The 23,166-nt window shown below is 70.9% G+C and carries 27 protein-coding genes; 13 read left to right on the top strand and 14 right to left on the bottom strand.

Annotated elements, in window-relative coordinates; all coding sequences use genetic code 11:
* Positions 1–111 precede the first annotated feature (111 nt).
* Positions 112–648 (top strand): hypothetical protein, encoded by a 537-nt coding sequence (locus ACLJQF_RS05895; protein WP_410607171.1) that lies wholly within the window; start codon positions 112–114, stop codon positions 646–648.
* Here ACLJQF_RS05895 and ACLJQF_RS05890 read toward each other — a convergent pair whose 3' ends face one another.
* On the bottom strand, positions 649–1,095 hold the full coding sequence (locus ACLJQF_RS05890) for a pyridoxamine 5'-phosphate oxidase family protein (RefSeq protein WP_410607170.1): 447 nt from the start codon (positions 1,093–1,095) through the stop codon (positions 649–651).
* A gap of 86 nt (positions 1,096–1,181) precedes the next feature.
* On the opposite strand from ACLJQF_RS05890, the gene ACLJQF_RS05885 reads away from it, so the two are divergent.
* On the top strand, positions 1,182–1,721 hold the full coding sequence (locus tag ACLJQF_RS05885) for a TetR/AcrR family transcriptional regulator (protein WP_410607169.1): 540 nt from the start codon (positions 1,182–1,184) through the stop codon (positions 1,719–1,721).
* Here the strand turns inward: ACLJQF_RS05885 and ACLJQF_RS05880 are convergent.
* On the bottom strand, positions 1,708–3,039 hold the full coding sequence (locus ACLJQF_RS05880) for a nucleobase:cation symporter-2 family protein (protein ID WP_410607168.1): 1,332 nt from the start codon (positions 3,037–3,039) through the stop codon (positions 1,708–1,710). The genes ACLJQF_RS05885 and ACLJQF_RS05880 overlap by 14 nt on opposite strands.
* Positions 3,040–3,121: 82 nt before the next feature.
* Between ACLJQF_RS05880 and ACLJQF_RS05875 the strand changes: the two genes are divergently transcribed.
* Positions 3,122–4,261, top strand: coding sequence for a 5-methyltetrahydropteroyltriglutamate--homocysteine S-methyltransferase (locus ACLJQF_RS05875; protein WP_410607167.1), 1,140 nt, complete (start codon positions 3,122–3,124; stop codon positions 4,259–4,261).
* Positions 4,261–4,578, top strand: coding sequence for an NIPSNAP family protein (locus ACLJQF_RS05870; RefSeq protein WP_410607166.1), 318 nt, complete (start codon positions 4,261–4,263; stop codon positions 4,576–4,578). The genes ACLJQF_RS05875 and ACLJQF_RS05870 overlap by 1 nt, the downstream gene beginning before the upstream one ends.
* Positions 4,579–4,616: 38 nt before the next feature.
* On the opposite strand, the gene ACLJQF_RS05865 is transcribed toward ACLJQF_RS05870, so the two are convergent.
* Positions 4,617–5,081, bottom strand: coding sequence for a hypothetical protein (locus ACLJQF_RS05865; protein ID WP_410607165.1), 465 nt, complete (start codon positions 5,079–5,081; stop codon positions 4,617–4,619).
* 101 nt (positions 5,082–5,182) lie between these two features.
* Between ACLJQF_RS05865 and ACLJQF_RS05860 the strand changes: the two genes are divergently transcribed.
* The 3 genes from ACLJQF_RS05860 to ACLJQF_RS05850 are packed head-to-tail and all read left to right on the top strand — an operon-like array spanning position 5,183 to position 8,043.
* Complete coding sequence (locus ACLJQF_RS05860; protein ID WP_410607164.1) at positions 5,183–5,977, top strand: IclR family transcriptional regulator; 795 nt, start codon at positions 5,183–5,185, stop codon at positions 5,975–5,977.
* Between the two features lie 57 nt (positions 5,978–6,034).
* Positions 6,035–7,249, top strand: a complete 1,215-nt coding sequence (locus ACLJQF_RS05855; protein WP_410607163.1) for an NAD(P)/FAD-dependent oxidoreductase — start codon at positions 6,035–6,037, stop codon at positions 7,247–7,249.
* A gap of 56 nt (positions 7,250–7,305) precedes the next feature.
* Positions 7,306–8,043: a Clp protease N-terminal domain-containing protein gene (locus tag ACLJQF_RS05850; protein ID WP_410607162.1), complete on the top strand. Its 738-nt coding sequence runs from the start codon at positions 7,306–7,308 to the stop codon at positions 8,041–8,043.
* 60 nt (positions 8,044–8,103) lie between these two features.
* Here the strand turns inward: ACLJQF_RS05850 and gndA are convergent, their stop codons facing one another.
* Together gndA and ACLJQF_RS05840 are read right to left on the bottom strand one after the other, a co-directional pair.
* Positions 8,104–9,543, bottom strand: a complete 1,440-nt coding sequence (gene gndA / locus ACLJQF_RS05845) for an NADP-dependent phosphogluconate dehydrogenase (RefSeq protein WP_410607161.1) — start codon at positions 9,541–9,543, stop codon at positions 8,104–8,106.
* A gap of 85 nt (positions 9,544–9,628) precedes the next feature.
* On the bottom strand, positions 9,629–10,549 hold the full coding sequence (locus ACLJQF_RS05840; RefSeq protein WP_410607160.1) for an MBL fold metallo-hydrolase: 921 nt from the start codon (positions 10,547–10,549) through the stop codon (positions 9,629–9,631).
* Positions 10,550–10,785: 236 nt separating this feature from the next.
* Here ACLJQF_RS05840 and ACLJQF_RS05835 point away from each other — a divergent pair, with 236 nt between their 5' ends.
* The 4 genes from ACLJQF_RS05835 to ACLJQF_RS05820 all read left to right on the top strand — a co-directional run bounded on the left by ACLJQF_RS05835 (position 10,786) and on the right by ACLJQF_RS05820 (position 14,026).
* Positions 10,786–11,649, top strand: coding sequence for a helix-turn-helix domain-containing protein (locus ACLJQF_RS05835; protein WP_013222333.1), 864 nt, complete (start codon positions 10,786–10,788; stop codon positions 11,647–11,649).
* A 100-nt stretch (positions 11,650–11,749) separates the two neighbouring features.
* Positions 11,750–12,601, top strand: coding sequence for an SAM-dependent methyltransferase (locus ACLJQF_RS05830; RefSeq protein ID WP_410607159.1), 852 nt, complete (start codon positions 11,750–11,752; stop codon positions 12,599–12,601).
* Positions 12,573–13,421 carry an SAM-dependent methyltransferase gene (locus ACLJQF_RS05825; RefSeq protein ID WP_410607158.1) on the top strand — a complete coding sequence of 283 codons (849 nt, stop codon included), beginning with the start codon at positions 12,573–12,575 and terminating at the stop codon, positions 13,419–13,421. Before ACLJQF_RS05830 ends, ACLJQF_RS05825 begins: the two co-directional genes overlap by 29 nt.
* Entirely contained in the window at positions 13,418–14,026 is a 609-nt protein-coding gene (locus ACLJQF_RS05820) for a class I SAM-dependent DNA methyltransferase (RefSeq protein WP_410607157.1), read from the top strand. Before ACLJQF_RS05825 ends, ACLJQF_RS05820 begins: the two co-directional genes overlap by 4 nt.
* 65 nt (positions 14,027–14,091) lie before the next feature.
* On the opposite strand, the gene ACLJQF_RS05815 is transcribed toward ACLJQF_RS05820, so the two are convergent.
* Positions 14,092–14,346 carry a hypothetical protein gene (locus ACLJQF_RS05815; protein ID WP_410607156.1) on the bottom strand — a complete coding sequence of 85 codons (255 nt, stop codon included), beginning with the start codon at positions 14,344–14,346 and terminating at the stop codon, positions 14,092–14,094.
* 458 nt (positions 14,347–14,804) lie between these two features.
* On the opposite strand from ACLJQF_RS05815, the gene ACLJQF_RS05810 reads away from it, so the two are divergent.
* Entirely contained in the window at positions 14,805–15,059 is a 255-nt protein-coding gene (locus tag ACLJQF_RS05810; RefSeq protein WP_410607155.1) for a DUF397 domain-containing protein, read from the top strand.
* Between the two features lie 111 nt (positions 15,060–15,170).
* Here the strand turns inward: ACLJQF_RS05810 and ACLJQF_RS05805 are convergent, their stop codons facing one another.
* From ACLJQF_RS05805 to ACLJQF_RS05785, 5 genes are all read right to left on the bottom strand, one after another.
* On the bottom strand, positions 15,171–15,716 hold the full coding sequence (locus ACLJQF_RS05805; RefSeq protein WP_410607154.1) for a hypothetical protein: 546 nt from the start codon (positions 15,714–15,716) through the stop codon (positions 15,171–15,173).
* A complete protein-coding gene (locus ACLJQF_RS05800; RefSeq protein WP_410607153.1) occupies positions 15,709–16,851 on the bottom strand; it encodes a hypothetical protein in 1,143 nt (380 codons plus the stop codon). Before ACLJQF_RS05800 ends, ACLJQF_RS05805 begins: the two co-directional genes overlap by 8 nt.
* Before the next feature lie 21 nt (positions 16,852–16,872).
* Positions 16,873–17,265, bottom strand: a complete 393-nt coding sequence (locus ACLJQF_RS05795) for a FixH family protein (protein ID WP_410607152.1) — start codon at positions 17,263–17,265, stop codon at positions 16,873–16,875.
* Entirely contained in the window at positions 17,262–18,659 is a 1,398-nt protein-coding gene (locus ACLJQF_RS05790; protein ID WP_410607151.1) for a hypothetical protein, read from the bottom strand. The genes ACLJQF_RS05795 and ACLJQF_RS05790 overlap by 4 nt, the downstream gene beginning before the upstream one ends.
* Before the next feature lie 95 nt (positions 18,660–18,754).
* Positions 18,755–19,591 carry an alpha/beta fold hydrolase gene (locus tag ACLJQF_RS05785; RefSeq protein ID WP_410607150.1) on the bottom strand — a complete coding sequence of 279 codons (837 nt, stop codon included), beginning with the start codon at positions 19,589–19,591 and terminating at the stop codon, positions 18,755–18,757.
* 72 nt (positions 19,592–19,663) lie between these two features.
* Here ACLJQF_RS05785 and ACLJQF_RS05780 point away from each other — a divergent pair, with 72 nt between their 5' ends.
* Positions 19,664–20,215 (top strand): CGNR zinc finger domain-containing protein, encoded by a 552-nt coding sequence (locus tag ACLJQF_RS05780; RefSeq protein ID WP_410607149.1) that lies wholly within the window; start codon positions 19,664–19,666, stop codon positions 20,213–20,215.
* A gap of 91 nt (positions 20,216–20,306) precedes the next feature.
* Here ACLJQF_RS05780 and ACLJQF_RS05775 read toward each other — a convergent pair whose 3' ends face one another.
* Genes ACLJQF_RS05775 through ACLJQF_RS05765 form a run of 3 tightly spaced genes read right to left on the bottom strand, consistent with a single transcriptional unit; the run spans position 20,307 to position 23,103 of the window.
* Positions 20,307–21,185, bottom strand: coding sequence for an oxygenase MpaB family protein (locus tag ACLJQF_RS05775; RefSeq protein ID WP_410607148.1), 879 nt, complete (start codon positions 21,183–21,185; stop codon positions 20,307–20,309).
* The gene (locus ACLJQF_RS05770) at positions 21,185–21,760 is read right to left on the bottom strand and encodes a TetR/AcrR family transcriptional regulator (protein ID WP_410607147.1); all 576 of its coding nucleotides are present in this window, start codon (positions 21,758–21,760) and stop codon (positions 21,185–21,187) included. Before ACLJQF_RS05770 ends, ACLJQF_RS05775 begins: the two co-directional genes overlap by 1 nt.
* Positions 21,727–23,103 (bottom strand): amidase, encoded by a 1,377-nt coding sequence (locus ACLJQF_RS05765; RefSeq protein ID WP_410607146.1) that lies wholly within the window; start codon positions 23,101–23,103, stop codon positions 21,727–21,729. The genes ACLJQF_RS05770 and ACLJQF_RS05765 overlap by 34 nt, the downstream gene beginning before the upstream one ends.
* Positions 23,104–23,166: the final 63 nt, after the last annotated feature.

Below are 23,166 nucleotides of genomic sequence, written 5' to 3'. Positions count from 1 at the left end.
CCTTGCATTACGTGACGAATTTTTGCCGCCCCTTCACCCGTTAGGGGGGCTTTTACGGTAAGAATACGCCACGATGTCGGCCGAAAGGGTCTATCGGGAAGGTCTGTCGGGGTGAACGACGAGGTATCGGTCGCCGAGCTGCTCGTGCGCGAGGGCTGGGGCGACCGTCCGGGACCAGGCCAGTCACGCTGGCGGGTGGTCGCGGTGATGCTCGCCGTCATCGTGGGCTGCGGCGCCGCCGCGGCGCTGGTCGCCCTCGGCGGCAAGGAGCGCCAGGACGCGTCCCCGGTCGACCAGATCCAGGTCATCCCCTTCCCGCAGCGCACCACCGGCCTGGGTGGCGCCGACCAGGCGACGGACTCGCCCTCCGACGGCGGGATCGGCGGCGGCACCGGCGGCGACGTCGTCACGGCGTCGAACGAACACCGCGGCACGGTCACCGAGGTGCCGGGCCGCAACCCGGCCACCGAAAGCAACACCACCGGAACGGCGACGCCGGCCGCCACGCCGTCCGGCTCCGCCCCCTCGGCCACCGGCACCCCGACGACGACGCCGACCGGGAACCCGCCGCCGGGCGGCGGACATCCGCCGGCTGCGACGACGACGCAGGCGCCCCGGACCCAGTGTTTCCTGATCATCTGCTGGTGATCAGGAAAGCTGCGCCACGAGGTCACTGAAGTCCGAGGTGTTCCAGCGCTCCGGGCGCATCACGATCGCGATGTTGCTCCCGTGGGCTTCGTCGGTCGCGTCGGTGTAGGCCTCGCTCGCGCCCGGCGGCAGGTAGCGGGCCGCCATCTCGTGCCGCTCCGCCTTCGTCATCGGCCACGACTCCACGACCGGGCCCTCGACCGACACGTACTTGTAGACACCGTCCTGCTGCTGGACGCACAGCGCGAACCGCCCCGCCGCCTCGATCAGCCGGGCCTTCCGCGAGCCTGGTGACGTCATCACGACGACGTCGCCACCCGGCTCGTAGCGGTACCAGATCGGCGTGGTCAGCGGCGCCCGCCCGGGCTCGGCCGCGACGCTGAGCACGCCGACCTGCGGCTCGGCGAGGAATGCTTCGCGCTCGTCCTTGGTCATCTTGCGGGCCATGAGGGCTCCTTAAGGCAATTGAATTTGACTTAAGGCTAGCCATAGCTCGACCACTAAGGCAAGCAGATTTGCTTTAGGATGGGCGGATGACCCGACCCGGCGGCCGCAGCGCCCGCGTCCGCGACGCCGTGCACGACGCCGTCATCGAGCTGCTCGCCGCCGGTGAGATCGACGCGGCGATCCCGAAGATCGCCGAGCGGGCGGCCGTGAACCCGACCAGCATCTACCGGCGCTGGGGCAGCCGCGACGCGCTGCTGCTCGATGCGGCGGTGACGCGCCTGCGCTCGACGTCCCCGATCCCGGACACCGGTTCGCTGCGCGGTGACCTGCTCGGCTGGGCCGAGGGCGTCGAACGCTCGATGCGTGACCGGCACGGCCAGATCCTGCTCCGCGCGCTCGTCGCGACCCTGCGCCCGGACGAAAAGCCGCTCGAGTACCTCCGGGCGCGCGGCGACGACCTGCAGGCCGCCCTCGACAAGGCCGAGGCGCGCGGTGAGCCGGTGCCGTCGGTCGACGAGGTGCTCGACTTCGTCCTGGCTCCGCTCTACCTGCGTGTGCTGTTCCGGCGTCCGGTCGAGCCGGGCACCGGGGCCATGCTCGTCGGCCGGTTGCTCAAGGAGCGTTGAGCAGGTCGGGCTCCGAGCGCCGGCCGAGGTGGTTGAACAGCAGGTTCAGCACGAAGGCGAGTACCGCCGCCAAGGTGATCGAGCTGCCGCAGATCGTCTGCAGCCAGGCCGGGAAGTGCGTGAAGAAGTCCGGCGCGAACGCCGGCAGCAGGCCGGCGCCGAGGGCCACCGCGACGACGAAGGTGTTGTGGTTGCCGGAAAACTCGACTGTCTTCAGGTTCTGGGCGCCGACGGCGGCGACCATCGCGAACATCACGACCGCGACCCCGCCGATCACCGGTTCCGGGATGGCCGCGATGAACGCGCCGACCTTCGGCACCAGGCCCATCAGCACGAGGATCCCGCCGGTCACCGCGACGACCCAGCGGCTGCGCACGCCGGTCATCCGCACCAGGCCGACGTTCTGCGCGAACGCCGTGTCGGGGAAGGAGTTCATCACCCCGCCGAGCACGGCCGAGACGCCGTCGGTGGCCAGGCCGCGGGCGAGGTCGGCGTCCGTCGGCGGGCGGCCGGTGATCTCGCCGACGGCGATCAGGTCGGCGGTCGACTCGGTGAACGTCACCAGCATGACCACGCACATCGACAGGATCGCCGCGACCGGGAACGTCGGCGCGCCGAAGTGGAACGGCGAGGCGAGCCCGAACCAGCCGGCCGCGCTCAGGCCGTCCCAGTGCACCAGCCCCATCGGGATCGCCACGACCAGCCCGATGGCCAGCGCGAGCAGCGGCCCGATCTGGTTGGCGAACCCGCGCAGCACGCGGGTGAAGAGCACGAGCAGGGCGAGCACGCCGAAGGCCAGCCCGATGTGCGACGGCGCCGCGTAGTCCGGTGCCGTGCTGTCGTGGCCGGCGATCATCGCCGCGCCCGGGCCGAGCAGCGAGACGCCGATGACCAGCAGCAGCGTCCCGGTGACCAGCGGCGGGAAGAACCGGATCAGTTTCGCGAACGGCTTCGCGATGAGCAGCCCGAACACGCCGGAGGCGAGCATGGCGCCGTAGACCGCGGGCAGCCCGTACTGGGACGCGATCAGGATCATCGGGTTGACGACGGTGAACGTCGCGCCCGCCACCACCGGCAGCCGGATGCCGAGCAGCTTGCCGATGCCGACGGCTTGGATGAGCGTCGCAATGCCCGCGACCAGCAGGTCGGCGTTGACCAGCAGCCCGATCGTCGCCGGGTCGAGCTTGAGCGCGCTGCCGACGATCAGCGGCACCGCGACCGAACCGGCGTACATGATCGACATGTGCTGGAGGCCGAGCAGGGCGAGCCGTCCGGCGGGCAGGCCCCGGTCGACCGGGTGGACCGCGGATTCCGTCATGAGCGGACGGTAGCAAGTCCCGCGCGTGATGATCATGTTCCGGGGGGCGGCGCAACGGCCGGGAATGTGTGACCATCGGTGCATGACTTCGGGTGGCATTTCCCAGGTGGGCCCGCCGTTTCGCGCCGATCACGTGGGGAGCCTGCTCCGGCCCCCGGTGCTGCGCGACTCGCGACGGCGGCACGAAAGCGGTGAGATCGGTGCGGAGCAGCTCCGCGCGGTCGAGGACGACACGATCCGCGACGTGATCAAGATGCAGCGGGCGGCCGGGCTGAGCTCGGCGACCGACGGCGAATTCCGGCGCGCCTCGTGGCACATGGACTTCATCTACGCGCTCGGCGGCATCTCGAAGAGCGACCAGCGGCTGCACGTCAAGTTCCACAACCTGGCGGGCGACCTCGAGTTCAGCCCGCCGGGGCTGCAGGTCGACGGCAAGGTGCGGCTCGACGAACCGATCTTCGCCGACCACTTCCGGTTCCTGCAGTCCCATGTGGACCCGGGCGTGACGCCGAAGCTGACCATCCCGTCGCCGAGCATGGTCTACTACCGCGGCGGCCGGGCCGCGGTCAGCGAGAGCGTCTACCCGGACCTCGAGGAGTTCTTCGCCGACCTCAGCGCGGCGTACAAGCAGCAGGTCACCGCGATGGCCGGCCTCGGCTGCCGGTACCTGCAGCTCGACGACACGAGCCTCGCCTACCTGAACGACCCGGCGCAGCGCGAGCTGGTCGCGCGGATGGGCGGCGACCCGGACACCCAGCACCTGCGCAACATCGCGACGATGAACGCGGCGCTCGAAGGCCGTCCCGAGGGCCTTACGGTGACGACCCACCTGTGCCGCGGCAACTTCCGGTCATCCTGGGCCGCTGAAGGCAGCTACGAGTTCGTCGCCGAGGCGTTGTTCGGCGAGCTCGCCGTCGACGGGTTCTTCCTGGAGTACGACGACGAACGCTCCGGCGGGTTCGAGCCGCTGCGGTTCGTGCCGAAGGACAAGAAGGTGGTGCTCGGCCTGGTCACGACCAAGCGGCCGGAGCTGGAGGACCCGGACGTCCTGGTGCGGCGGATCGAGGAGGCGTCCCGGTACGTCGACATCGACCGGCTCTGCCTGTCCCCGCAGTGCGGCTTCTCCTCGACGGAGGAGGGCAACGACCTGACCACGGACGACCAGCTGCGGAAGCTGGAGCTGATCGTCACGACGGCCGACCGGGTCTGGGGCGGCCACTGATGATCACCTGCGTCGTCGACTACGTCATCGACCCCGCGAAACTGCCCGACTTCGAACGCTTCGCTGCCGCGTGGATGCGGCTGGTGCAGCGGGAGGGCGGCATCCACCACGGGTACTTCCTGCCGTCGGAGGGGGCGAGCGACGAAGCGAGGGCGTTGTTCAGCTTCGAGAGCCTGGCGGCGTACGAGCGCTACCGGACGCTGTTCGGCGTCGACCCGGACTTCATCGAGGCCGACAAGATCCGCGAGGAGAGCGGGTGCGTGATCCGGTACCGGCGCACGTTCATGCGCCCGCTGCTCCCGGACGACGACCTCTGAGACGGTCGCCCCGGGGTGCACCCGGGGCGACCCTCGGATCAGGTGCAGTTGCCCCAGGTGTAGCGGGCGCCCTTGGCGTAGGCCCCGGCACCGGTCGCGGTGCGGGAGATCAAGCCCAGGTATTGGACGCAGTGGTTGTTCGCCGTGCCCTTGACCGCCGCGTAGTACTTGAACGGGCCGGTGTTCCCGATCCAGTCCGGGGTGCCCTGGATCCACAGCCAGGCTTCGGTGTACGTCGGCGTGCCGATGTCGATGGCCTTGATGGTCGCGACGCAGTTGGCGTGCGAGGAGTTGTACATGAGGTAGACGTCGCCCCACTTGGCCGAGCCGTACTTCACCTCGCGGTGGCCGTCGGACGCGAGCGACCACGACCCGCCGAAGTCGGTGGCGCACGCCTCCGCCGGGGTGTAGGGGTTGGCCGCGGCGGAAGCCGCCGGTGCGGATACCGCCGCCGCGCTCAGCGCGGCCGCGACGACGACGCCCAGTCTGGTCCAGGATTTCATGGTTTCCCCTCGTGCTTTCGTCTCGGATGCGACACGCGCCGGGGGCGCGCGGGGTTTAGCCGTGGGTTGCGGCGCTTCCCGCCGATGCGAAAACTGGCCTCATGCGACACAGCGCGCAGCGGCCGCCGTCGGTGGTGGATCGCGTCCTCGACCTCCTGGGCGCCTTCACCGCCGAACGGCCGCGGCTCACGCTGTCCGAGCTCGGCCGCCGGGCCGGGCTGCCGCTGTCGACCACGCACCGGCTCGCCGGTGAGCTCGTCCGGCGCGGGGCCCTGGTGCGCGACGAGACCGGCGCCTACCGCGTCGGGTTGTGGCTGTGGGAAGTCGCGTCCCTCGCGCCGCACGGTGCGGAACTGCGGGAGAGCGCGATGCCGTTCCTCGAGGACCTCTACGAAGCCACCCACCAGAACGTGCAGCTCGCGGTGCTCGACGGGACGGAGGTCGTCTACGTCGAGCGCATCTCCGGCCGCGGTGCCGTCAACGTCCTGACCCGCGTCGGCGGGCGGCTGCCGGCGCACGCCACCGGTGTCGGGCAGGTGCTCCTCGCGCACGCCACCGCCGAGGCGCAGGAGGAAGTCCTGGCCGGTCCGCTCAAGACGTTCACGCCCAAGACGATCGGCTCGCCCGCGCAGCTGCGGCGGGTCCTGGCCGACGTCCGGCGCGACGGTTACGCCGTCAGCGACGGCCAGATCGAGCTCATCGCCCTGTCGGTGGCCGCTCCGGTCCGGGACGTCACGGACGACGTCGTAGCCGCCATTTCCGTGGTCGTCCCGGCCGAGGGGACCGATCCGCGGACGCTGGTTCCGGCCGTGCGGGCCGCCGCGCGGGGGATTTCGCGGGTGCTGGGCGCGCCGCGGTCCCCGCGGTCGTCGTCCGGGGAACCACGCCTCGACTGACCGGGCCCGTTGTGGTCGGATGAGGTCGAGGGCTGCCGGATGGGGTGAGGAGAAGGAATGACCACCGTGCTCGTCGTCGGTGCTGGTCAGAGCGGGTTCCAGGCCGTGGCTTCGCTGCGGGACCGGGGCTTCGCCGGCCGGGTCGTGCTGGTCGGGGACGAGCCGGGCGTGCCGTACCAGCGGCCGCCGCTGTCGAAGGCCTACCTCGCCGGGACCGCCGGGCTCGAGCAGCTGCACCTGCGTGGCGAGGACTTCTTCGCCGAGAAGGACATCGAGCTGGTCGCGGGACGGGCCGCGAAGATCGACCGCGCGGCGGCGAAGGTGCGGCTCGAAGACGGCCGCGAGCTGGACTACGACTTCCTCGTCCTGGCCACCGGCGCCCGCAACCGGACGCTGCCGGTGCCCGGCGCGGACCTGCCGGGCGTGCTGACCCTGCGCACCCGCGACGACGCCGACCGGCTGCGGGCGTCCCTCGAACAGGCCGGGAACGTCGTCGTGGCCGGTGGCGGGTTCATCGGGCTGGAGTTCGCCTCGCACGCCGGCCGGCCGGTGACGATCGTCGAGGCGCAGGACCGCCTGCTCAACCGCGTCGCGACGCCGGAGATCTCCGCGTACTTCGCTTCCCTGCACCGCACCGCCGGGCACACGGTGCTGCTCGGCCAGGGCGTCGCGGCGCTGCACGGCGACGAGCGCGTCCGCGAGGTCGAGCTGTCCGACGGCACCCGGCTGCCCGCCGACCTGGTCGTCGTCGCCGTCGGCGTGGTGCCCGAGACCACGCTCGCCGAGGCCGCCGGGCTGCCGGTGCGCAACGGCGTCGTGGTCGACGCGCACCTGCGGACCGCGGACGAGAAGATCTTCGCCATCGGCGACTGCGCCAACTTCCCGTGCGTGCAGGCCGGCGCCGAGACCCGGCTGGAGTCCGTGCAGAACGCCGTCGACCAGGCCCGGTGCGTGGCCGCGGCGATCACCGGCACGGAAGAGCCGTATGCCAGTCTGCCGTGGTTCTGGACCGACCAGGCGGGCGCCAAGCTGCAGATCGCCGGGATCCTCTCGGGCGCGGACCGGACGGTGGTCGCGGGCGACCCGGCCGAAGGCAAGTTCTCCGTGCTGTCCTTCCGCGACGACGTCCTGATCGCCGTCGAGTCGGTGAACCGGCCGGCAGACCATATTGCCGCGCGCCGCCTGTTCACCGCCGAGCCGAAGCCCGCGTACGCCGACCTCGAAGCGAGCGGCTTCGACCTCAAGGCCCACTTGAAGTCGCGAGCAGCCTGACCGAGATCGTCAACCCATGGTTGACGATAGGGGATCGTCAACCTAGAGTTGACGGCATGACCTTACCCAACTTCGTCAAACTCGACGACCTCATCAGCGCCATCAAGAGCAACAACGACCAGGACGCCCTGGCCCAGCTGACCGACGCGGTCTACGTGGGCCAGCACCTCGGCGAGGTGGCCGACCACCTGATCGGCCACTTCGTCGACCAGGCGCGCCGGTCGGGCGCGTCCTGGACCGAGATCGGCGCCAGCATGGGCGTCACGAAACAGGCCGCCCAGAAGCGGTTCGTGCCGAAGGTGGACCCGGGCGGCGACCCGAGCGGCAGCATCGAGCGCGTCTACGGGCGCTACACCGACCGGGCGCGGCACGTCTTGGTCGAGGCGCAGAAGGCGGCCGTTGCGCACGCCAGCCCGGAGATCGAAACCGTGCACATCGTGCTCGGCCTGCTGACCGAGCCCGCCGCGCTGGCGGCCGGGGCGATCCTGGCTCAAGGCGTCCAGCTGGACGCCGTCCGCGAAGCCGCCGAAGCGCGGTTGCCCGAGCCGATCGACCCGGCGCCGAACGTGGTCCCGTTCGCCGCTGCCGCCAAGAAAACCCTCGAACTGACCATGCGCGAAGGCCTGCGGCTGGGGCACAACTACATCGGCACCGAGCACATGCTCCTGGCGCTGCTGGAACAGGGCGAGGGCGCCGGGTTCGAGGTGCTCGACGGCTTGGGCGTCAAGAAGGACAAGGCCGAGGCGAAGATCGTGGAGGTACTGGCGGAACTCCTCGCCGCCCGCGGGCAGTGAGACTTCGTGAAGGCCACCTTCAGGAACTTGAACTTCCTCAAGGTGGCCTTCACGAACTTGTCAGGCGTCGGACTCCGGGCGGCCGTCGGCTGCCCAGGCCGTGTGGAACGAACCTTCGCGGTCCACCCGGCGGTAGGTGTGGGCGCCGAAGTAGTCCCGCTGGCCCTGGACGAGAGCGGCCGGGAGGCGGTCGGCGCGGAGGCCGTCGTAGTAGGCCAGCGCTGTCGAGAAGCCCGGCGTCGGGATGCCGAGCTTGACCGCCGTCGAGATCACCGAACGCCACGAGTCCTGCGCGTCCTCGACGGCCTTGCGGAAGCCGCCCGAGGTGAGCAGCGTCGGCAACGAAGGCTCGTCGGCGTAGGCCGCGGTGATGTCGTTGAGGAACTTCGCGCGGATGATGCAGCCGCCGCGCCAGATCGAGGCGACCTTGCCCAGGTCGATGTCCCAGCCGTACTCCGTCGCGCCCGCCTGGATCTGGTTGAAGCCCTGCGCGTACGCGACCACCTTCGACGCGTACAGCGCCTGCTCGACGTCGTCCGCGAAGCGCTCCAGCGCGGACCCCGACAGCGGCGCCGCCGACGGACCGCCCAGCCCGCGAGCCGCCGTGCGCAGCGACTTGGACCCGGACAGCGAACGCGCGAAGACGGCTTCGGCGATACCGGAGATCGGGACACCGAGGTCGAGGCCGATCTGCACGGTCCAGCGGCCGGTGCCCTTCTGCTCGGCGGCGTCCTCGACGACGTCGACGAACGGCTTGCCCGTGGCAGCGTCGACGTGGGCGAGCACGTCGGCGGTGATTTCGATCAGGTAGGAGTCGAGCCGCCCGGTGTTCCAGGTGCGGAACACCTCGGCGATCTCGGCCGGTGCGTAGCCGCCCGCGTGCCGGAGCAGGTCGAACGACTCCGCGATCAGCTGCATGTCGGCGTACTCGATACCGTTGTGCACCATCTTGACGAAGTGGCCGGCGCCGTCCGCGCCGATGTGCGTGCAGCACGGCTCGCCGTCGACCTTCGCCGAGATGTCCTCGAACAGCGGGCCGAGCGACTCGTACGACTCCTTCGAGCCACCGGGCATGATGCTCGGCCCGTGCAGCGCGCCTTCCTCGCCGCCGGAGACGCCGCTGCCGACGAAGTGCAGCCCGCGCTCGCGCAGCGCCTTCTCACGACGGCGCGTGTCGGCGAAGTGCGCGTTGCCGGCGTCGATGATGACGTCGCCCTCTTCGAGCAGCGGCGCGAACTCCTCGATGACGGCGTCCGTCGGGCCGCCCGCCTTGACCATGATCACGACCTGGCGCGGCCGCTCCAGCGCGTCGACGAACTCCTGCGCGGAGTACGCCGGGATGAAGTCGCCCTCGTCACCGAACTGGTCCACCAGCGCGCGCGTCCGCTCCTCGGACCGGTTGTGCAGGGCCACCGTGTGACCGTGCCGGGCCAGGTTGCGGGCCAGGTTGCGGCCCATGACCGCCAGGCCGGTGACCCCGATGCTCGCCTTCTTGCTCATCCGAATCCTTCCGAAGTCTCTCTCGATTCAGACAGTAGTCCGATCGACGCCTCAAGGAAGGCCACGGAGCGACGGCTCACTCAGTTCAGGAGAAGCAGTGGATCGGCCCCTTGTTGAAGGCGAGCATGTCGGTGATCGCGGCCACCAGGTCGATCTGCGCGCCCCACTCGGCGCCGTCGAGCTCGGCGTACGCCCGGTGCAGGTTCCCCGGCAGCCGCTCCTGCTCGCTCAGCGACGCGAAGTCGCCGAGGTCGGTCTCCTTGGTCAGCTCCAGCGGCGACAGCCCGGCGGCCTTCCCTCGCTCGGCTGTCTTCTGGACGAAGGCCAGGTACCGGTCGACCGTGTCCACCACGTCGAGCCCGCACGGGCCGCCGTGACCAGGCAAGATCACCTCCGGCTGTAGCTCCCGGATGATGTCGAGGCCCTTGCGCCAGCCGGCCACCGAGCCCATCAGCGCGAACGGGCTGCCGCCGTGGAACACCAGGTCACCGGCGTAGAGCACGCGCTGCGCGGGTAGCCAGACCAGGACGTCGTTGGTCGTGTGGGCGGCGTGGCCGGGGTGGATCAGCTGGATCTCGACGTCTCCGGCGTGCAGGGTGAGCCGGTCGTCGAAGACGATCTCGGGCGGCCGCGACTTCAGCTCGCCCCAGTCGCTGCCGACGAAGACGCCCTCGTAGGTCTGGATGCCCTCGGCGGCCATCACCTCGCGCGTCTTGCGGTGGCCGACCACGGCCGCGCTGGTCACGAGGTAGTTGCCGTTGGTGTGGTCACCGTGGTGGTGGGTGTTGACCAGCGTCGTCACCGGGCTGCCGGTGGTCGCTTCGACCGCGGTGAGCAGCGCGCGCGTGCGGCGCTCGGTCGAACAGGTGTCGATCAGCACGGTGTGGTCGCCGGCGTCGACGAACCCGCAGTTGTTGATGTACCAGGAGCCGTCCGGCTGGACGTAGCCGTGGACCCGGTCGGCCAGCCGGGTGACGGCGGCGGCGGAGAGCGAACGATCGGTCACCGGCTCACTATGCCCGAGGCGGGGCTCCGCCGGTTGGCGGAATAATTCCGAATTTCACTGGTCCAGGCGAGTGATACCGCAGGTGACTGGCATTCTGCGACGTTTCCTGGAACGCTGCGCGGTGTCATCATCGAGATCCGCAAGGTGAAGCACTAACCTGGGTGGGTTCGATAGTTCGCGCGCGACGGCGACCGGGAGGCCGCCGTCGCTTGGTAGTGGTCCGGGAGAGCAGGGCGATGGCCAGCACCGTCACCTCGCGCCGGAAGCAGCTCGGGAACGAGCTCCGGCATGCCCGCACCGCGGCGCGGATGACACAGCAGCAGGTCGCCGAGGTCCTCGGCTGCACCCAGGGCAAGGTCAACAAGATCGAGTCCGGTGCCGTCGGGGTGAAGCTCGGGGATGTGCGATCGATGCTGAACGCGTTCGGGATCAACGGCGAAGAGGCCGACACGCTGATGAACCTGGCGCGGGCCGCCGCCGGGCAGCGCGGCCACTGGTCCGGCTACCGCTCGGTGGTGCCGCACTGGTTCCGCACGTTCACCGACCTGGAGCCCGCGGCCGCGGAGATCCTCACCTGGCACGGTGAGCGCATCCCGGGCCCGCTGCAGTCCGAGCACTACATGCTCAAGCAGTTCACCGAGGCCGGCGCGACGGACGTGACGTCGCTGGTCCGCAACCGCCTCGACCGCAAGGCGGTGTTCGAGCAGCAGCAGCCGCCCTACTACCGCTTCATCATCAGCGAAGGCGCGCTGCGCCGGGCACCGGGCGGGTACGCGCCCGCGGTGATGCTCGACCAGGTCGAGCACCTGCTCTCCCTGGAGAAGCACCCGCGGGTCTACGTGCACGTACTGCCGTTCGGTGCGCGGCTGGCCGCGGTGCCCAACGACTTCACGATCATGCGGTTCCCGGACCGCACGCGCGACTTCGTCTACATCGAGCACTCCGCGGGCGGGCTCTACCTCGACGACGTCAAGGACTTCAACATCTTCGTCGACTCGTGGGACAGGCTGCGCGGAGCCGCGCTGGAGCGCCAGGAGACCCGGCAGTTCCTCAAGGAGCTTGCGGAGGGTTACCGCGCGCAGATGCAGCAGCTCCAATAGGGCGAACGGCGGCCTCAGGTGTCCCGGGTCGTGAACAACTTTCGGTAGAGTCACTCTGTTGCGCTCGAAACCACCGGAAGTGCCGCCCGAAGGGGATGTCGTGGACCCCGCCTTCCTGCCCGAGGCCATCGATCTCGACCGGCCGAACATGGCACGCATCTACGACTGGGCCCTCGGCGGCACCGCGAACTGGGCGATCGACCGGCAGTACGGCGAGCAGGCGCTGAAGGTGTTCCCGCTGGCGAAGACCCTGGCGCGCGCCAACCGCGACTTCCTCGGCCGGGCCGTGCGCTACTGCCTCGCCGAAGGCATCACGCAGTTCCTCGACCTCGGTTCCGGCATCCCGACCGCGGGCAACGTCCACGAGGTGGCCGACGACCACGTCGACGACAGCCGGTGCGTGTACGTCGACCACGAACCCGTGGCCGTCGCGCACGGGCGGATGCTGCTGGAGGAGGCCGGCGACCCCGAGCGCCACGCCGTGCTGCACGCCGACCTGCGCGACGCGTGCGAGGTCTGGGAGGCCGCTCTCGCCACCGGCGTGCTCGACCCGGACCGGCCGATCTGCCTGCTGACCGTGGCGGTGCTGCACTTCCTGCCGGACGTCACCGGTGTGCGCGAAGCCATCCGCGACTACCGGACGCTGCTGGCGCCCGGGTCGGCGTACGTGCTTTCGCACGCGACCGAGTCCGGCGTCGAAGGCGACGAGCTGGAGCAGATCAGGAAGCTCGTGAAGCTGTCCGAACGGTCGAGTTCGCCCGCGGTTTCCCGGTCCCTCGACGAGATCGCCGCGTTCTTCGGTACCTTCGACGTCGTCGAGCCCGGGATCGTGCCTGTGGGAGAGTGGCGCCCTGAGCCCGGCGCCGCCACGGTCCCCCTCGCGAGCGTGGTCGGCGGTGTCGGCCGCAAGCCTGGAGGACGCAATGACGACGCAGGACCCCGAAGCCCCTGAAGGCGTGGACCTGGACCGGCCGAACGCCGCCCGCATCTACGACTGGTTCCTCGGCGGCGACGCCAACTGGGCCATCGACCGCCAGTTCGGCGAGCAGGCGGTCAAGACGTTTCCGATGATCAAGACCGTCGCGCGCGCCGGCCGCGACTTCCTCGGCCGCGGCGTGCGGTACCTGGCGCGCAACGGCGTCGACCAGTTCCTCGACCTCGGCTCCGGCGTCCCGACCGTCGGCAACGTCCACGAGGTCGCGACGGACGTCAATCCGGACGCGCGGTGCGTGTACGTCGACAACGAGCCGGTCGCGGTGGCCCACTCCCAGATCCTGCTGGAGAAGGAGGGCGTCGCGGGGCGGCACGCGGTGCTGCAGGGCGACCTGCGCGACCCGGCCGACATCTGGAAGCGCGCGCTCGACACCGGCGTCCTCGACCCGAACCGCCCGATCGGCCTGATCATGGTCGGCGTCCTGTACTTCCTCGGCGCCGACGAGCCGGTGGCCCAGACCATCCGCAAGTACCTGTCGCTGCTGCCGTCCGGGTCGTACTTCCTGTCCTCGCACCTGACGGACGACAACCTGCACGAGATGGCCGACGCGGACAGCCGCGAGACGATCATGAAGCAGTACAACAAGTCCAGCACGCCGCTCCACCTGCGCAGCCGGGCCGAGTTCACGTCGTTCTTCGAGGGGCTGGAACTGGTGGAACCGGGCATCGTCTACCTGCCGGAGTGGCACCCGGAGGAGATCGAGTCCCGAGCCACCCGGAAGCTCGCGAACGACCCGGCGTTCGTCGGCCACCTCTGCGGCCTCGGCCGCAAGCCGTGACGGCTGCCGCCTACGACGCGATCGCGGACCAGTACGCCGAATTCGCCGCCGAGGTCTGGGACAAGCACCCGCTGGAGCGGGCGGTGTGGACGGCGTTCGCGGATTCCGTCCGCGGGCGCGGCCCGGTCGCGGACCTCGGCTGCGGGCCCGGGCACCTGACGGCGCACCTGAGTTCGCTGGGGCTGGACGCGTTCGGCGTCGACCTGTCTCCGGCGATGATCTCGCTCGCCCGGTCCGCCCATCCGGACCGGCGGTTCGAAGTGGGCTCGATGGCCGCGCTGGACCTGCCGGACGCGTCGCTCGCCGGGATCCTGTCGTGGTACTCGGTGATCCACACGCCGCCGGTGGAGGTGCCCGGGTACTTCGCCGAATTCGCCCGAACGTTGGCGTCCGGTGGTCACGTTCTGTTGGGGTGCTTCGAATCCGGCGGCGGCCCGCGGACGCCGTTCGACCACAAGGTGACGACGGCCTACAGCTGGCCGCTGGACGAGCTGGCCGAGTTCGGGGCCGTGGCGGGACTCACCGAGGTGGGCCGGGTGTACCGCGAGCCGGTCGCGGGGGAGCGCCCGCTGCGGCACGGCAGCCTGCTGCTGCGAAAACCGTAGCTGCGCATAGCAAGAGCCCCGGTTCCGCAGGAAACCGGGGCTCTCTCGTGTGGTGGTACGGCAGCTCAGACGCGCGAGCCGAGGCGACCGCGCATCAACGGCGTCAGGTCGATCGAAGCTTCCAGCGGGCGGGTGGTGCGGACCCCGTCGGCGTGGCGCCGCAGCGGGAGGTCCTGGTCGGTCGCCCAGGTCGTGGTCTTGCGCAGCGGCGCTTGGATCAGGCTGAAGCCGAAGCGGTTCCGCAGCTCGATCCCGATACCCCGGCGGCCACGGTGTTCATCGTCCTCGCGGCGGAAGAGCGAGTTCACCCGGACGGCCATTCGTCTACACCCCCAGCTCTCGTCGCGGTGCTTCGGCGTCTCGCGGGGAAAACGCTTCCGCACCTGTGGTTCGGACCAGCCTGGTCACGGTGGGCGCGCCGGGTGGCGCACTGTCCTCGACGATCACGCTGTTCCTCCCCCATGAGGTCCTGCGGTGGCTTGGCTTGGTCGGTTCCGGCGCTGCACTTGGCGACGCCGGGCCTTGCGAACGCTGGTCTTTCCCACGCTCGGCCCGCCTTGACGACCGTCCGCCGCGAGCAGGCAGTCATTCGCCGACGCCAGCGCCCCGGCCGATGCGATTAATCCTACTCCTGGAATAATCTTCATGTCGAGGCCGTACCCAGTTGATCACCCGCTTGGCCCTGTGGCTTGCTCCATTGAGACACTGAGTAGCCGGGAGCGGGTGCCTTCGACCAGGTCACGACCGCGCCCCCCATCGATCCTCGGAGGTACGACCCATGGCGGATTATCCGTCGTTCGCGGATTACGATCCGAACACGGCCGTGACCCTGTTCGAAGAGGCCGCCTGGGAGAAGTCGTTCGCCAGCGAGCCCAACGGCGGCAGTTGCGTCGAGGTCAACCTGGCCCGGGACGGTCTGATCGGCGTCCGCGACACCAAGCTCTCGTCCAGCCCGGTCTTCGTGTTCGACACCGCCGAGTGGGAAGCGTTCCTGATCGCCGTCAAGGCCGGGCAGTTCGACCTGCCCGCCTGACCGCCGGTACCGCGGAAGACAAATGGTGAAGGCCCCCTTCTCCGCTCTCTACGGTGAAGGAGGCCTTCACGGCCGTCCGGATACGTCCGGACGCCCGATGTGAGGGGAATCTCACCCGATTGCCGGAAGCTCGCCTCCGCGCAGGCGGCCGCGCGTCCGGCGCCAGGCCACCACGATCAGCGCCACCAGCCCGATCAACGGCAGCGTGCTGATCGCCCAGCTCAGGCCCATCGGCGGCCCCGGCTGTTCCAGTACCGGCAACGCGCGCAGCTCGCCGGTGCCGGAGCCGGCGGGGCCGTTGACGGTGAAGCGGAGCGTCCAGTCGCCCGGCCGCGGCATCGAGCGGACGTCGAGCCCCCACACCTCGAGCTTGCGCGGGTGCCGGACCAGCGGCTGCTTCCGGTTCTGCCCGCCTTCCGGGTTGACCATGGTGAGGGTGCCGGACTTGCCCTCGATCCCGCCGTCGGGGATGAAGGTGAAGTCCAGTGACTGCATGGCTTTCAGCGGCCAGGTGCTGAACCCGACGGTCAGCCCGTACGGCCCGGCCTGCACCCGCTCGGTGTGCACGATGTTGACCGGCTCGTAGGCGTTCGCCGGTGCCGCGGTGACGAACAGCAGCCCGGCGACCGCGGCCAGGGCGAGCAAACTCCTACGCATCAGCGGTTTCCCCCTTCTTCGCGGGTGCCAGCAGGCAGAGCATCCCGCCGAACCGCCACCCGGCGAACCCGCCGAGCAGCCCCAGTGCCGCGCTGAGCACGGCGGTCGTCGTCAGGTACCAGGCCGGCGGCAGGTGCGCGCCGGTGTAGAGCAGCGTCCGCTGCACCGGCAGGCTCAGCCCGAGCAGCAGCCCGGCGATCCCGCCGGCGACCACGGAAACGCGGCCCGCGCGCCACCCGCGGCGCCGTCCGGCGAGGTACACCAGCTCCGTCAGCGCGGCCACCGGCAGCAGGGCCATCGGCGTCAGCGACGGCATCGCCGGCACCCCGGAAACCGCGTCCCGCATCGGCAGGCCGACCAGGTCGGCGTACGCCTGCGCCGCCCACGGCGAGAACCACCAGAACACCGCCTGCACGGCCGCGACCAGCGCCGCGGTGCCCACCGCGCCGCCCGGACGGCGGACGATCCCGGCGCCGACGGCGACCAGCAGCACCGCCATCATCGACGTCCCGATCGCGACGGCGTCGGCGTAGTCGTCCGGCACCTGCTGCAACCCGAGCGCCAGCACCGGCCCGAACGTGAGCAGCACGGTCAGCGACGCCGGCGTGCCGAGCCGGCCCCAGCGGTGTTCCCGTGCCGCGGCGAACACCGCGGTCGTGCCGATCAGCGACACCGTGATCGACAGCAGCAGCCCGATGTGCGGCGGCGAGTCGATGACCGCGTCGAAGCCGTACAACCCGTGCCACCACTGGTCCCACAGCCCGTACAGCAGGAACGTCGCCGCGCCGACCCCGGAAACCAGATAACCCAGCGGAGCCGCGAAAGTCCGGCCGAACACGTTGACCACGCGCCCGCCGATCCGCGGGTCGACCGGCCGTCCCGCGCGCCGTGCCGCCGTCGTCAGCAGTACCACGGCGAGGCTCGCCAGGCCGACGACCGCGCTGCCTGCGTACAGGAACAGGTGTGGCAGCGTGAAGAACGTGTCCGGCCCGACGTCGTCGTGCCACTGGATGTCCCAGGTCAGCCCGACCAGTGACAGCAACGACCCGCCGAGCACGACGTTCGCCGGCAGCAACCCCGTCCGCGCCTGTTTCGTCACCGACGTGGTGCGCACGCCGGATGCGGTGAGATCCATTCCCCCTCCTTCTACTTGCTTCTACTTGACGAGCAACGGAAAGACGACCTGCGCGGGCCCGCCGGGGCCGCGCAGCGAAACGGTGATCTCCCACTGCCCGGCCATCGGCAGCCCGACGTCCGCGGCGCGGAAGCGGCCGGGTCCGTCCGGCCCGGCGGGCACCGGCGCGAACGCGTGCCCCATCTGCGCCATGACCGGCGCGACCGTGACGGCTTCGGGCGCGGGCCCGGTCACCGCCACCGCGAACGTGTTGCTCCCGATCCGGGGCTGGTCCGCGGAGAACTGGACGGTGTACGGGCCCGAAACCGCTTGCTGCGTGGTGGATTTCGCGTCGCCGTCGCCCCAGAGCAGCCACGCGGCACCGGCCGCGACCACCAGAGCGACGACGGCGATCAGCAACGTCGGGCGTTTCATCGGCCGGCTCCTGTCGTCGGGACGTCGACCACGGCCGGGACGGTGAGCACCTGGTAGCCGCGTTCGGCCTGCAGCCAGATCCGGTACCGGCCGGGCTGGGCGAAGGTGTAGGTGAAGCCGACGTCCGGGCCGTACGCGGCGACCGTCTCATCAGGACGGCCGAGCTGTCCCGCGACCGGTGGCACCATCGCGTGGACGTGCGCCCACGTGGGGGCCTTCGCGGCGCTTTCACCGACGGGGCCGGTGATCGGCCCGGCGATGATCAGGTGGCCGAGCATGCCCAGCCACGGCTGGAGGTCCTGGGCCGGGAAGCGCGCGGTGATGGTGGTCGGCGTGCCCTGGCCGACGGTGAGTTCGACGGGGGTGCCGTCGATCGTCCGCGGGCCGGGACCGGGTGGTTCGGGCGCGGGAGCGGCGGTGCCGGTCATGTCCACAGTGGACCGGACCAGCTGGACCCCGCCGCCGCGCCGGGCAAGTTCGGCGGCGACCGCGTACGTGCCCGCTTCCGGATCGGCGAGGCGGACGCGGTAGTCGCCGGGGCCGACGCGCACCGGGTGCAGGTGGCTCAGCCGGCCGGACGGCGAGACCAGTACCAGGTGCACGAGGGCGTTGTCGTGGACCAGCAGGTCGTCCACCGGGCGGCCGGTGGCGCCGTCGGTGAGGCCGAGCCCGAGCTCGTTGCCCTCGGCCCGGACGGCCAGGTTCACCGGCGGCCGGGAGTAATCCACTGTGGACAGGCGAGCGTTCGCGTACGGGTCGGTGACGTTGTCGGACGTCGGGTCCAGCTGGCTGCCGGGTGCGGGAGGCAGGGGAGTGCTCGCCGACAGCAGCGCGCCGGTGACGGCGACGGCGATCGCGGCGACCACGCCGGCCGCCGGGACGAGCGCGAACGCGGTCCGCTTGGCCCGCACACCGACGATCAGGGCGATGAGCAGGAACGCGCCCGCGGCGACGAAGCCGCCGTAGGTCGCCTTCTCCCACGGCGGGACCACCCGCGCGGGCAGAATGAACGGAATGGTGGCTCTTTGCCCGGTGCCGTCATCCAGCGAGAGTTCCCACGGTCCCGGTTTGTCGACTTGGAGATTTCCGGGGTGGACACCCGGGGTGGCGCCGAGGACCACGTCCGTGCGCGAACTCGGGACGCCGTCGGCCGCGACGGCCAGGTGCAGCGTGCCGGGTGCGGTGCCCTGGTGCGTCACGACGTCGACCCGCAGCGGCGACGGCGTCGTGTCGACGCGGCGGATGATCACGGTCAGCTCGCGCGCGCCGAGCGTCTGGGCGACCTGGATGTCGGCGCCGGCCGGTGCGCCGTCGGCGTGCGCTGTCCCGCCGCCGGCCAGGATCCCCAGCGTGGCCAGCAGCATCAGCAGTACGGCTTTCGATTTGCTCCCCATCGTGGACCGAACCTAACCGGCGCAACGGGTGGCGGGCGTCACGGCGGCGAGGGAACTCCGGTCCCCAGTTCGGGGGACCGGAGGCCCCGGGGGTCTCAGGGGTCGAGGAACTTCCGCAGGTGGGCGACCACTTCGCCGGGTTGCTCCTCGGGGAGGAAGTGGCCGCACTCGGCGAGGGCTTCGCCGGTGACGTCGTCCGCGTACTCCCGCCAGATGTCGAGGGTGGGCAGGCTGCCGAGCAGGCCGTTCGCGCCCCAGAGGGCGAGAAGTGGCTGGGTGAGGCGCTTTCCGGCGTCGAAGTCGGCGTCGTCGAGTTCGGCGTCGTCGGGGAAGGAGGCGCGGTAGTCGTCGAAGCCGGCCCGGAGTGCTCCGGGCTGGGAGAAGGCGCGGACGTACTCGGCCTGTGCGTCGGCGTCGAGGGCGTGGCGCTGGTAGGTCCAGCGTTCGAAGAAGTAGCCGAGGTAGGCGGCGATGTTCTGACCGGCCAGGAGTTCCGGCAGGTCGGGCTGGAGGTGGAAGAGCCAGTGCCAGTACGCCTTGGCGGTGCCGGCGTCGAGGCGCTGCCACATCGCACGGGTCGGGGCGATGTCGAGCACCGCCAGACGTTCGACCTGGTCCGGACGGTCGAGGGCCCAGCGGTGGGCGACGCGGCCGCCGCGGTCGTGCCCGGCGACGGCGGTCTTCACGAAGCCCAGGTGATCGGCGAGGGCGGCGACGTCGGCGGCCATGGTGCGCTTGTCGTAGCCGGCCTTCGGTTTGTCGCTGCGGCCGTATCCGCGCAGGTCGGGGGCGATCACGGTGTGCGTTTCGGCGAGCGGCGCCAGGACCTTGTGCCAGCAGTGCGACGTCTGCGGCCAGCCGTGCAGCAGGAACAGTGGCGGGCCGTCGCCGGCGCGGAGGTAGTGCATGCGGATGCCGTTCACGGTGGCCATGCTTTCTAACCGGTTCATAAGGTTAGACAGTAGCGCTGCTTCTAACTGTCTTCAAGGGTTAGAATGGTCGGCATGGAATGGGTCTTCGACGGTGGACGGCCGTGCCTCGACCTCGTCAACACGATGCGCAGCCGGTACGACGAGGGGGTGGAGCTGCTGACCGGCCCGGACGCGCTGGCCGAGTGGCTTTCGCGGGCGGGGCTGACGACGGGCCCGGTGCCCGTGACGGCGGGCAACGTGCTCGCGGCGAAGGCGCTGCGGGAGGCGATCGACCGGGTGCTGCTGCCGCCGGAGGAGCCGTCGAGGATGGACGTCGAGCTGGTCAACAACGCGGCGGCTTCGGCTCCGGCGCCCCCACCGCGCCTGGCGCTGGTCGGCGGCGTGCTCCGGCGCGAGGTCCCGGCCCCGAAGGACCCGGTGGCGGCGGCCTTCGCGGTGCTGGCGGCGGACGCGATCGACCTCGCCACCAGCGACGCGGAGGTCCGAGTCTGCGCGGCCGACGACTGCGGCCAGCGCTTCTGCGACGCCTCACCGCGCCGGAACCGCCAGTGGTGCTCGATGTCCCGCTGCGGAAACCGCGCAAAGGCCCGAGCCCACTACGCCCGCACCCTCACCCGCGACTAACCGAACCGTGTCGACCCTTCAATCACGCGTGTCGACCTCTCCATCACGCGTGTCGACCCTTCAAGCACGCGTGTCGGCCCCAGAGTCACGGTCAGGAACTCGGCTTCGCGCCCGGGCCGTCTCGGCGGACCAGCGCCCGGTACACCCGCGGGTGCGCGCGGAACCACACGTTGAGCTTCCCGATCCACCGCATGTGCGCCGTCCGCGCCCCGGCCGGGATCGGCGTGCTCACGACCCGCACGCAAGCCGCGAACCGGTCGAACCGCCGCTGGTCCCTCTCCGTCCACTGTAGACCGAGACGCTCCCGGAACGCGGGCGGCAGCGTCGCCCGGATCAAGAACAGCTGCCCCCGTGCCTGAGCACGGCACACCGGAAGCCACCATCGGTCCGGCAGCCATCCGGCCGGCTTGCGGACCGTCCGGATGGTCTCGAAAAGCTCGACAATGGTCTGGTTCACCGAAAAACCCGCCACCATCGAGTCGTGGTAACGCTCGAAAGCCGCCCAGTCCGGCGGCAGATCACGCTCGCGCACGCCCAGCATCCGCCCGACGTCGCACATCTGCGCGTAGTACTCGTCCAGCTCCGATGTGGACAGTTCCCGCCCAAAAAACCGCTGCGCGTCAACAGGAACCTTCACCAAAGTCGCATGCACCCACGCATACGCCGCCGGGTCCAGCCCGCTGTACCGCTTTCCGTCCGCAACTCCCGTGAACGTCCGGTGCAAGGCGCGCAACCGCGCGGCTTCCACGCGCGCGCCGGCGTCACCGCCGTAGACGTAGATCGACAGCGACGCGCCCGTCCGCATCAACCGCGTCCACGGATCCGACGTGTAGTCCGAATGATCCCGCACGCCCGCCGCGACGACCGGGTGCGCCACTTGCAACACCAGGACCTGCTCCGCCAGGAAGGCGTCGCGGAAGTCGCCGAAGTACCTCCACGCCGCCGTGCCGCGGACGATGGGCCGGGCCATCAAGCTCCGCGGATCAGCATCATCAGCGGCTCGGCCACCGGCGTGTCCGTCTCGCCGGTGGCCAGCCGCCGCAGCTGCAACCCCGCGATCAGGGCCACCACCGGCCCGGCCAGCCGGTGTGGGTCGGGCACCCCCAGTACCGCCAGGATCGTCACGGCCAGCTCGTCGTACGCCGCGAAGCACCGCGAAGACGCTTCGTGCAGCTCCGGGTCCCGCGCCGCCTGCAGGTACAGCTCGTGTGCGCCGAGCTCGTCCGCGCCGAACGGCAGCTGCGCGATCACGTGCTCGACCACCGAGGCCGCCTGCTCGACGCTCAGCCCTTCGGAGCGGTAGCCGTCGACGATCGCGCCGAGCTTCGCCGTCTCCTCCTCGGCGAACAGCAGCATCGCCTCGCGCAGCAACGCCGGCTGGCTCGGGAAGTGGTAGGTCAGCGTGCCGAGCGAGACGCCCGCGGCGGCGACGATCCGGCGGTTCGTCAGCCCGCCGACCCCGTGTTCGCCGACGACGGTCAGCGCTCCGCGCAGGATGGCTTCCCGGGTGCTCACCAGCCTGTCGCGGGATGCCGCTCCGGCCACTGTTCGACCTCTTCCAGTTGCGCGGCAAGGGAAATCAGCCGCTCCTCGGCGTGCGACGGGCCGAGCAGCTGCGCGCCGAGCGGCAGCCCGTCCGCCGTCTGCCCGGCCGGGACGTTGACCCCCGGCCAGCCCAGCACGTTCCACGGCCAAGCGTACGGGCAGGCGGCGATCATGGCCTGGTCGGTCTCCCAGCCGGACAGTCCGTCGAACGTGCCGACCGGCGGCGGCGGGGTCGCGGTGGTCGGCGTCAGCAGGACGTCGACGCGGCCGAACACCGACCCGATCCGCCGGTGCAGGCCCGGCTCGAGGGCACGGGCCAGCCGCAGCGCGGGGCCGGCCAGCAGCCGGCCGTGACCGGCGTTGCTGCGCGTGCGCGGGTCGAGCCCGGCCCGGTCGGGCACCCGCAGCGTCCAGTCGCGGACGCCGGTGAGCGACCGCGGCAGGAACGTCAGCCCGATCAGCCCGTAGTCCGGCTCGACCTCGACGATTTCGTGGCCCAGCCCGGCGAGGGACTCGGCGAGCCGCCGCACGGCGCTGTCGACGACCGGGTCGAGACGGGTCTTGGTGGCGGTGAACGGGATCCGCGTCGACAGCCCGATCCGCAGCTTCCCGGGCTCGCGCGCGGCGGCCGCGCGGAACACGCCGGGAGTTCCCGCGGCGGCGTCGAGCAGCAGGGCGGCGTCCTCGGTCGTGCGGGCCAGCGGGCCGAGCACGGTGAGGCCGTGGAACAGCTCGCCGCCGGTGGGGATCCGGCCGCGCTGGGTCTTGATGCCGACCAGCCCGGTCCACGCGGCCGGGATGCGCACCGAGCCGGCGCCGTCGGACCCGAGCGCGGCCGCGATGACCCCCGACGCCACCGCGGCCGCGCTCCCGCCCGAAGAACCCCCTGGGGTGTGGCCGGTGTGCCACGGGTTGCGCGTCACGCCGAAGGCCGGGCCTTCGGTGAACGGCCACTGGCCCAGCTCGGGGGTGTTCGTCTTGCCGATGATCACCGCTCCGGCTTCGCGCAGCAGCGCGACGGCGGGTGCATCGGAGGTCGCGCACGGGAACTCGCCGGTGCAGCCGAACGAAGTGGGCAGGCCGGTGAGGTCGACGTCGTCCTTGATCGCGATCGGCACCCCGAGCAGGGGCGCGTGGTCGCCCGCGGCCAGGCGGCGGTCCGCGGCCAAGGCTTCGGCGAGGGCTTCGTCGTCACGCAGGTGCCGGAATGCGTTCAGCGTGGGCTGGCTCGCGTGCGCGCGCCCGAGCGCGGCCGCGGTGAGCTCGGCGGAGGTGACTTCACCCGCGGCGAGCCGCGCGGCCTGGGCGGCGAGGCCCGTGAAGTCGAGGCTCGTAGCGGTCATGGCGGCCCCCGAAAGTTCTCGTTCGTTCGAACGAACGTTACCGGATACCGACGGTCTTCGGCT

It is taken from the genome of Amycolatopsis sp. lyj-109, assembly GCF_046548995.1.
Taxonomy (GTDB): domain Bacteria; phylum Actinomycetota; class Actinomycetes; order Mycobacteriales; family Pseudonocardiaceae; genus Amycolatopsis.
This window is presented reverse-complemented; position numbering and strand designations above follow the sequence as displayed.

Coding starts and splice junctions, on each gene's coding strand:
- ACLJQF_RS05890 (WP_410607170.1), bottom strand. CDS start 1,095: ATGGCCCGCAAGATGACCAAGGACGAGCGCGAAGCATTCCTCGCCGAG.
- ACLJQF_RS05885 (WP_410607169.1), top strand. CDS start 1,182: ATGACCCGACCCGGCGGCCGCAGCGCCCGCGTCCGCGACGCCGTGCAC.
- ACLJQF_RS05880 (WP_410607168.1), bottom strand. CDS start 3,039: ATGACGGAATCCGCGGTCCACCCGGTCGACCGGGGCCTGCCCGCCGGA.
- ACLJQF_RS05875 (WP_410607167.1), top strand. CDS start 3,122: ATGACTTCGGGTGGCATTTCCCAGGTGGGCCCGCCGTTTCGCGCCGAT.
- ACLJQF_RS05870 (WP_410607166.1), top strand. CDS start 4,261: ATGATCACCTGCGTCGTCGACTACGTCATCGACCCCGCGAAACTGCCC.
- ACLJQF_RS05865 (WP_410607165.1), bottom strand. CDS start 5,081: ATGAAATCCTGGACCAGACTGGGCGTCGTCGTCGCGGCCGCGCTGAGC.
- ACLJQF_RS05860 (WP_410607164.1), top strand. CDS start 5,183: ATGCGACACAGCGCGCAGCGGCCGCCGTCGGTGGTGGATCGCGTCCTC.
- ACLJQF_RS05855 (WP_410607163.1), top strand. CDS start 6,035: ATGACCACCGTGCTCGTCGTCGGTGCTGGTCAGAGCGGGTTCCAGGCC.
- ACLJQF_RS05850 (WP_410607162.1), top strand. CDS start 7,306: ATGACCTTACCCAACTTCGTCAAACTCGACGACCTCATCAGCGCCATC.
- gndA (WP_410607161.1), bottom strand. CDS start 9,543: ATGAGCAAGAAGGCGAGCATCGGGGTCACCGGCCTGGCGGTCATGGGC.
- ACLJQF_RS05835 (WP_013222333.1), top strand. CDS start 10,786: ATGGCCAGCACCGTCACCTCGCGCCGGAAGCAGCTCGGGAACGAGCTC.
- ACLJQF_RS05825 (WP_410607158.1), top strand. CDS start 12,573: ATGACGACGCAGGACCCCGAAGCCCCTGAAGGCGTGGACCTGGACCGG.
- ACLJQF_RS05815 (WP_410607156.1), bottom strand. CDS start 14,346: ATGGCCGTCCGGGTGAACTCGCTCTTCCGCCGCGAGGACGATGAACAC.
- ACLJQF_RS05810 (WP_410607155.1), top strand. CDS start 14,805: ATGGCGGATTATCCGTCGTTCGCGGATTACGATCCGAACACGGCCGTG.
- ACLJQF_RS05805 (WP_410607154.1), bottom strand. CDS start 15,716: ATGCGTAGGAGTTTGCTCGCCCTGGCCGCGGTCGCCGGGCTGCTGTTC.
- ACLJQF_RS05800 (WP_410607153.1), bottom strand. CDS start 16,851: ATGGATCTCACCGCATCCGGCGTGCGCACCACGTCGGTGACGAAACAG.
- ACLJQF_RS05795 (WP_410607152.1), bottom strand. CDS start 17,265: ATGAAACGCCCGACGTTGCTGATCGCCGTCGTCGCTCTGGTGGTCGCG.
- ACLJQF_RS05790 (WP_410607151.1), bottom strand. CDS start 18,659: ATGGGGAGCAAATCGAAAGCCGTACTGCTGATGCTGCTGGCCACGCTG.
- ACLJQF_RS05785 (WP_410607150.1), bottom strand. CDS start 19,591: ATGGCCACCGTGAACGGCATCCGCATGCACTACCTCCGCGCCGGCGAC.
- ACLJQF_RS05780 (WP_410607149.1), top strand. CDS start 19,664: ATGGAATGGGTCTTCGACGGTGGACGGCCGTGCCTCGACCTCGTCAAC.
- ACLJQF_RS05775 (WP_410607148.1), bottom strand. CDS start 21,185: ATGGCCCGGCCCATCGTCCGCGGCACGGCGGCGTGGAGGTACTTCGGC.
- ACLJQF_RS05765 (WP_410607146.1), bottom strand. CDS start 23,103: ATGACCGCTACGAGCCTCGACTTCACGGGCCTCGCCGCCCAGGCCGCG.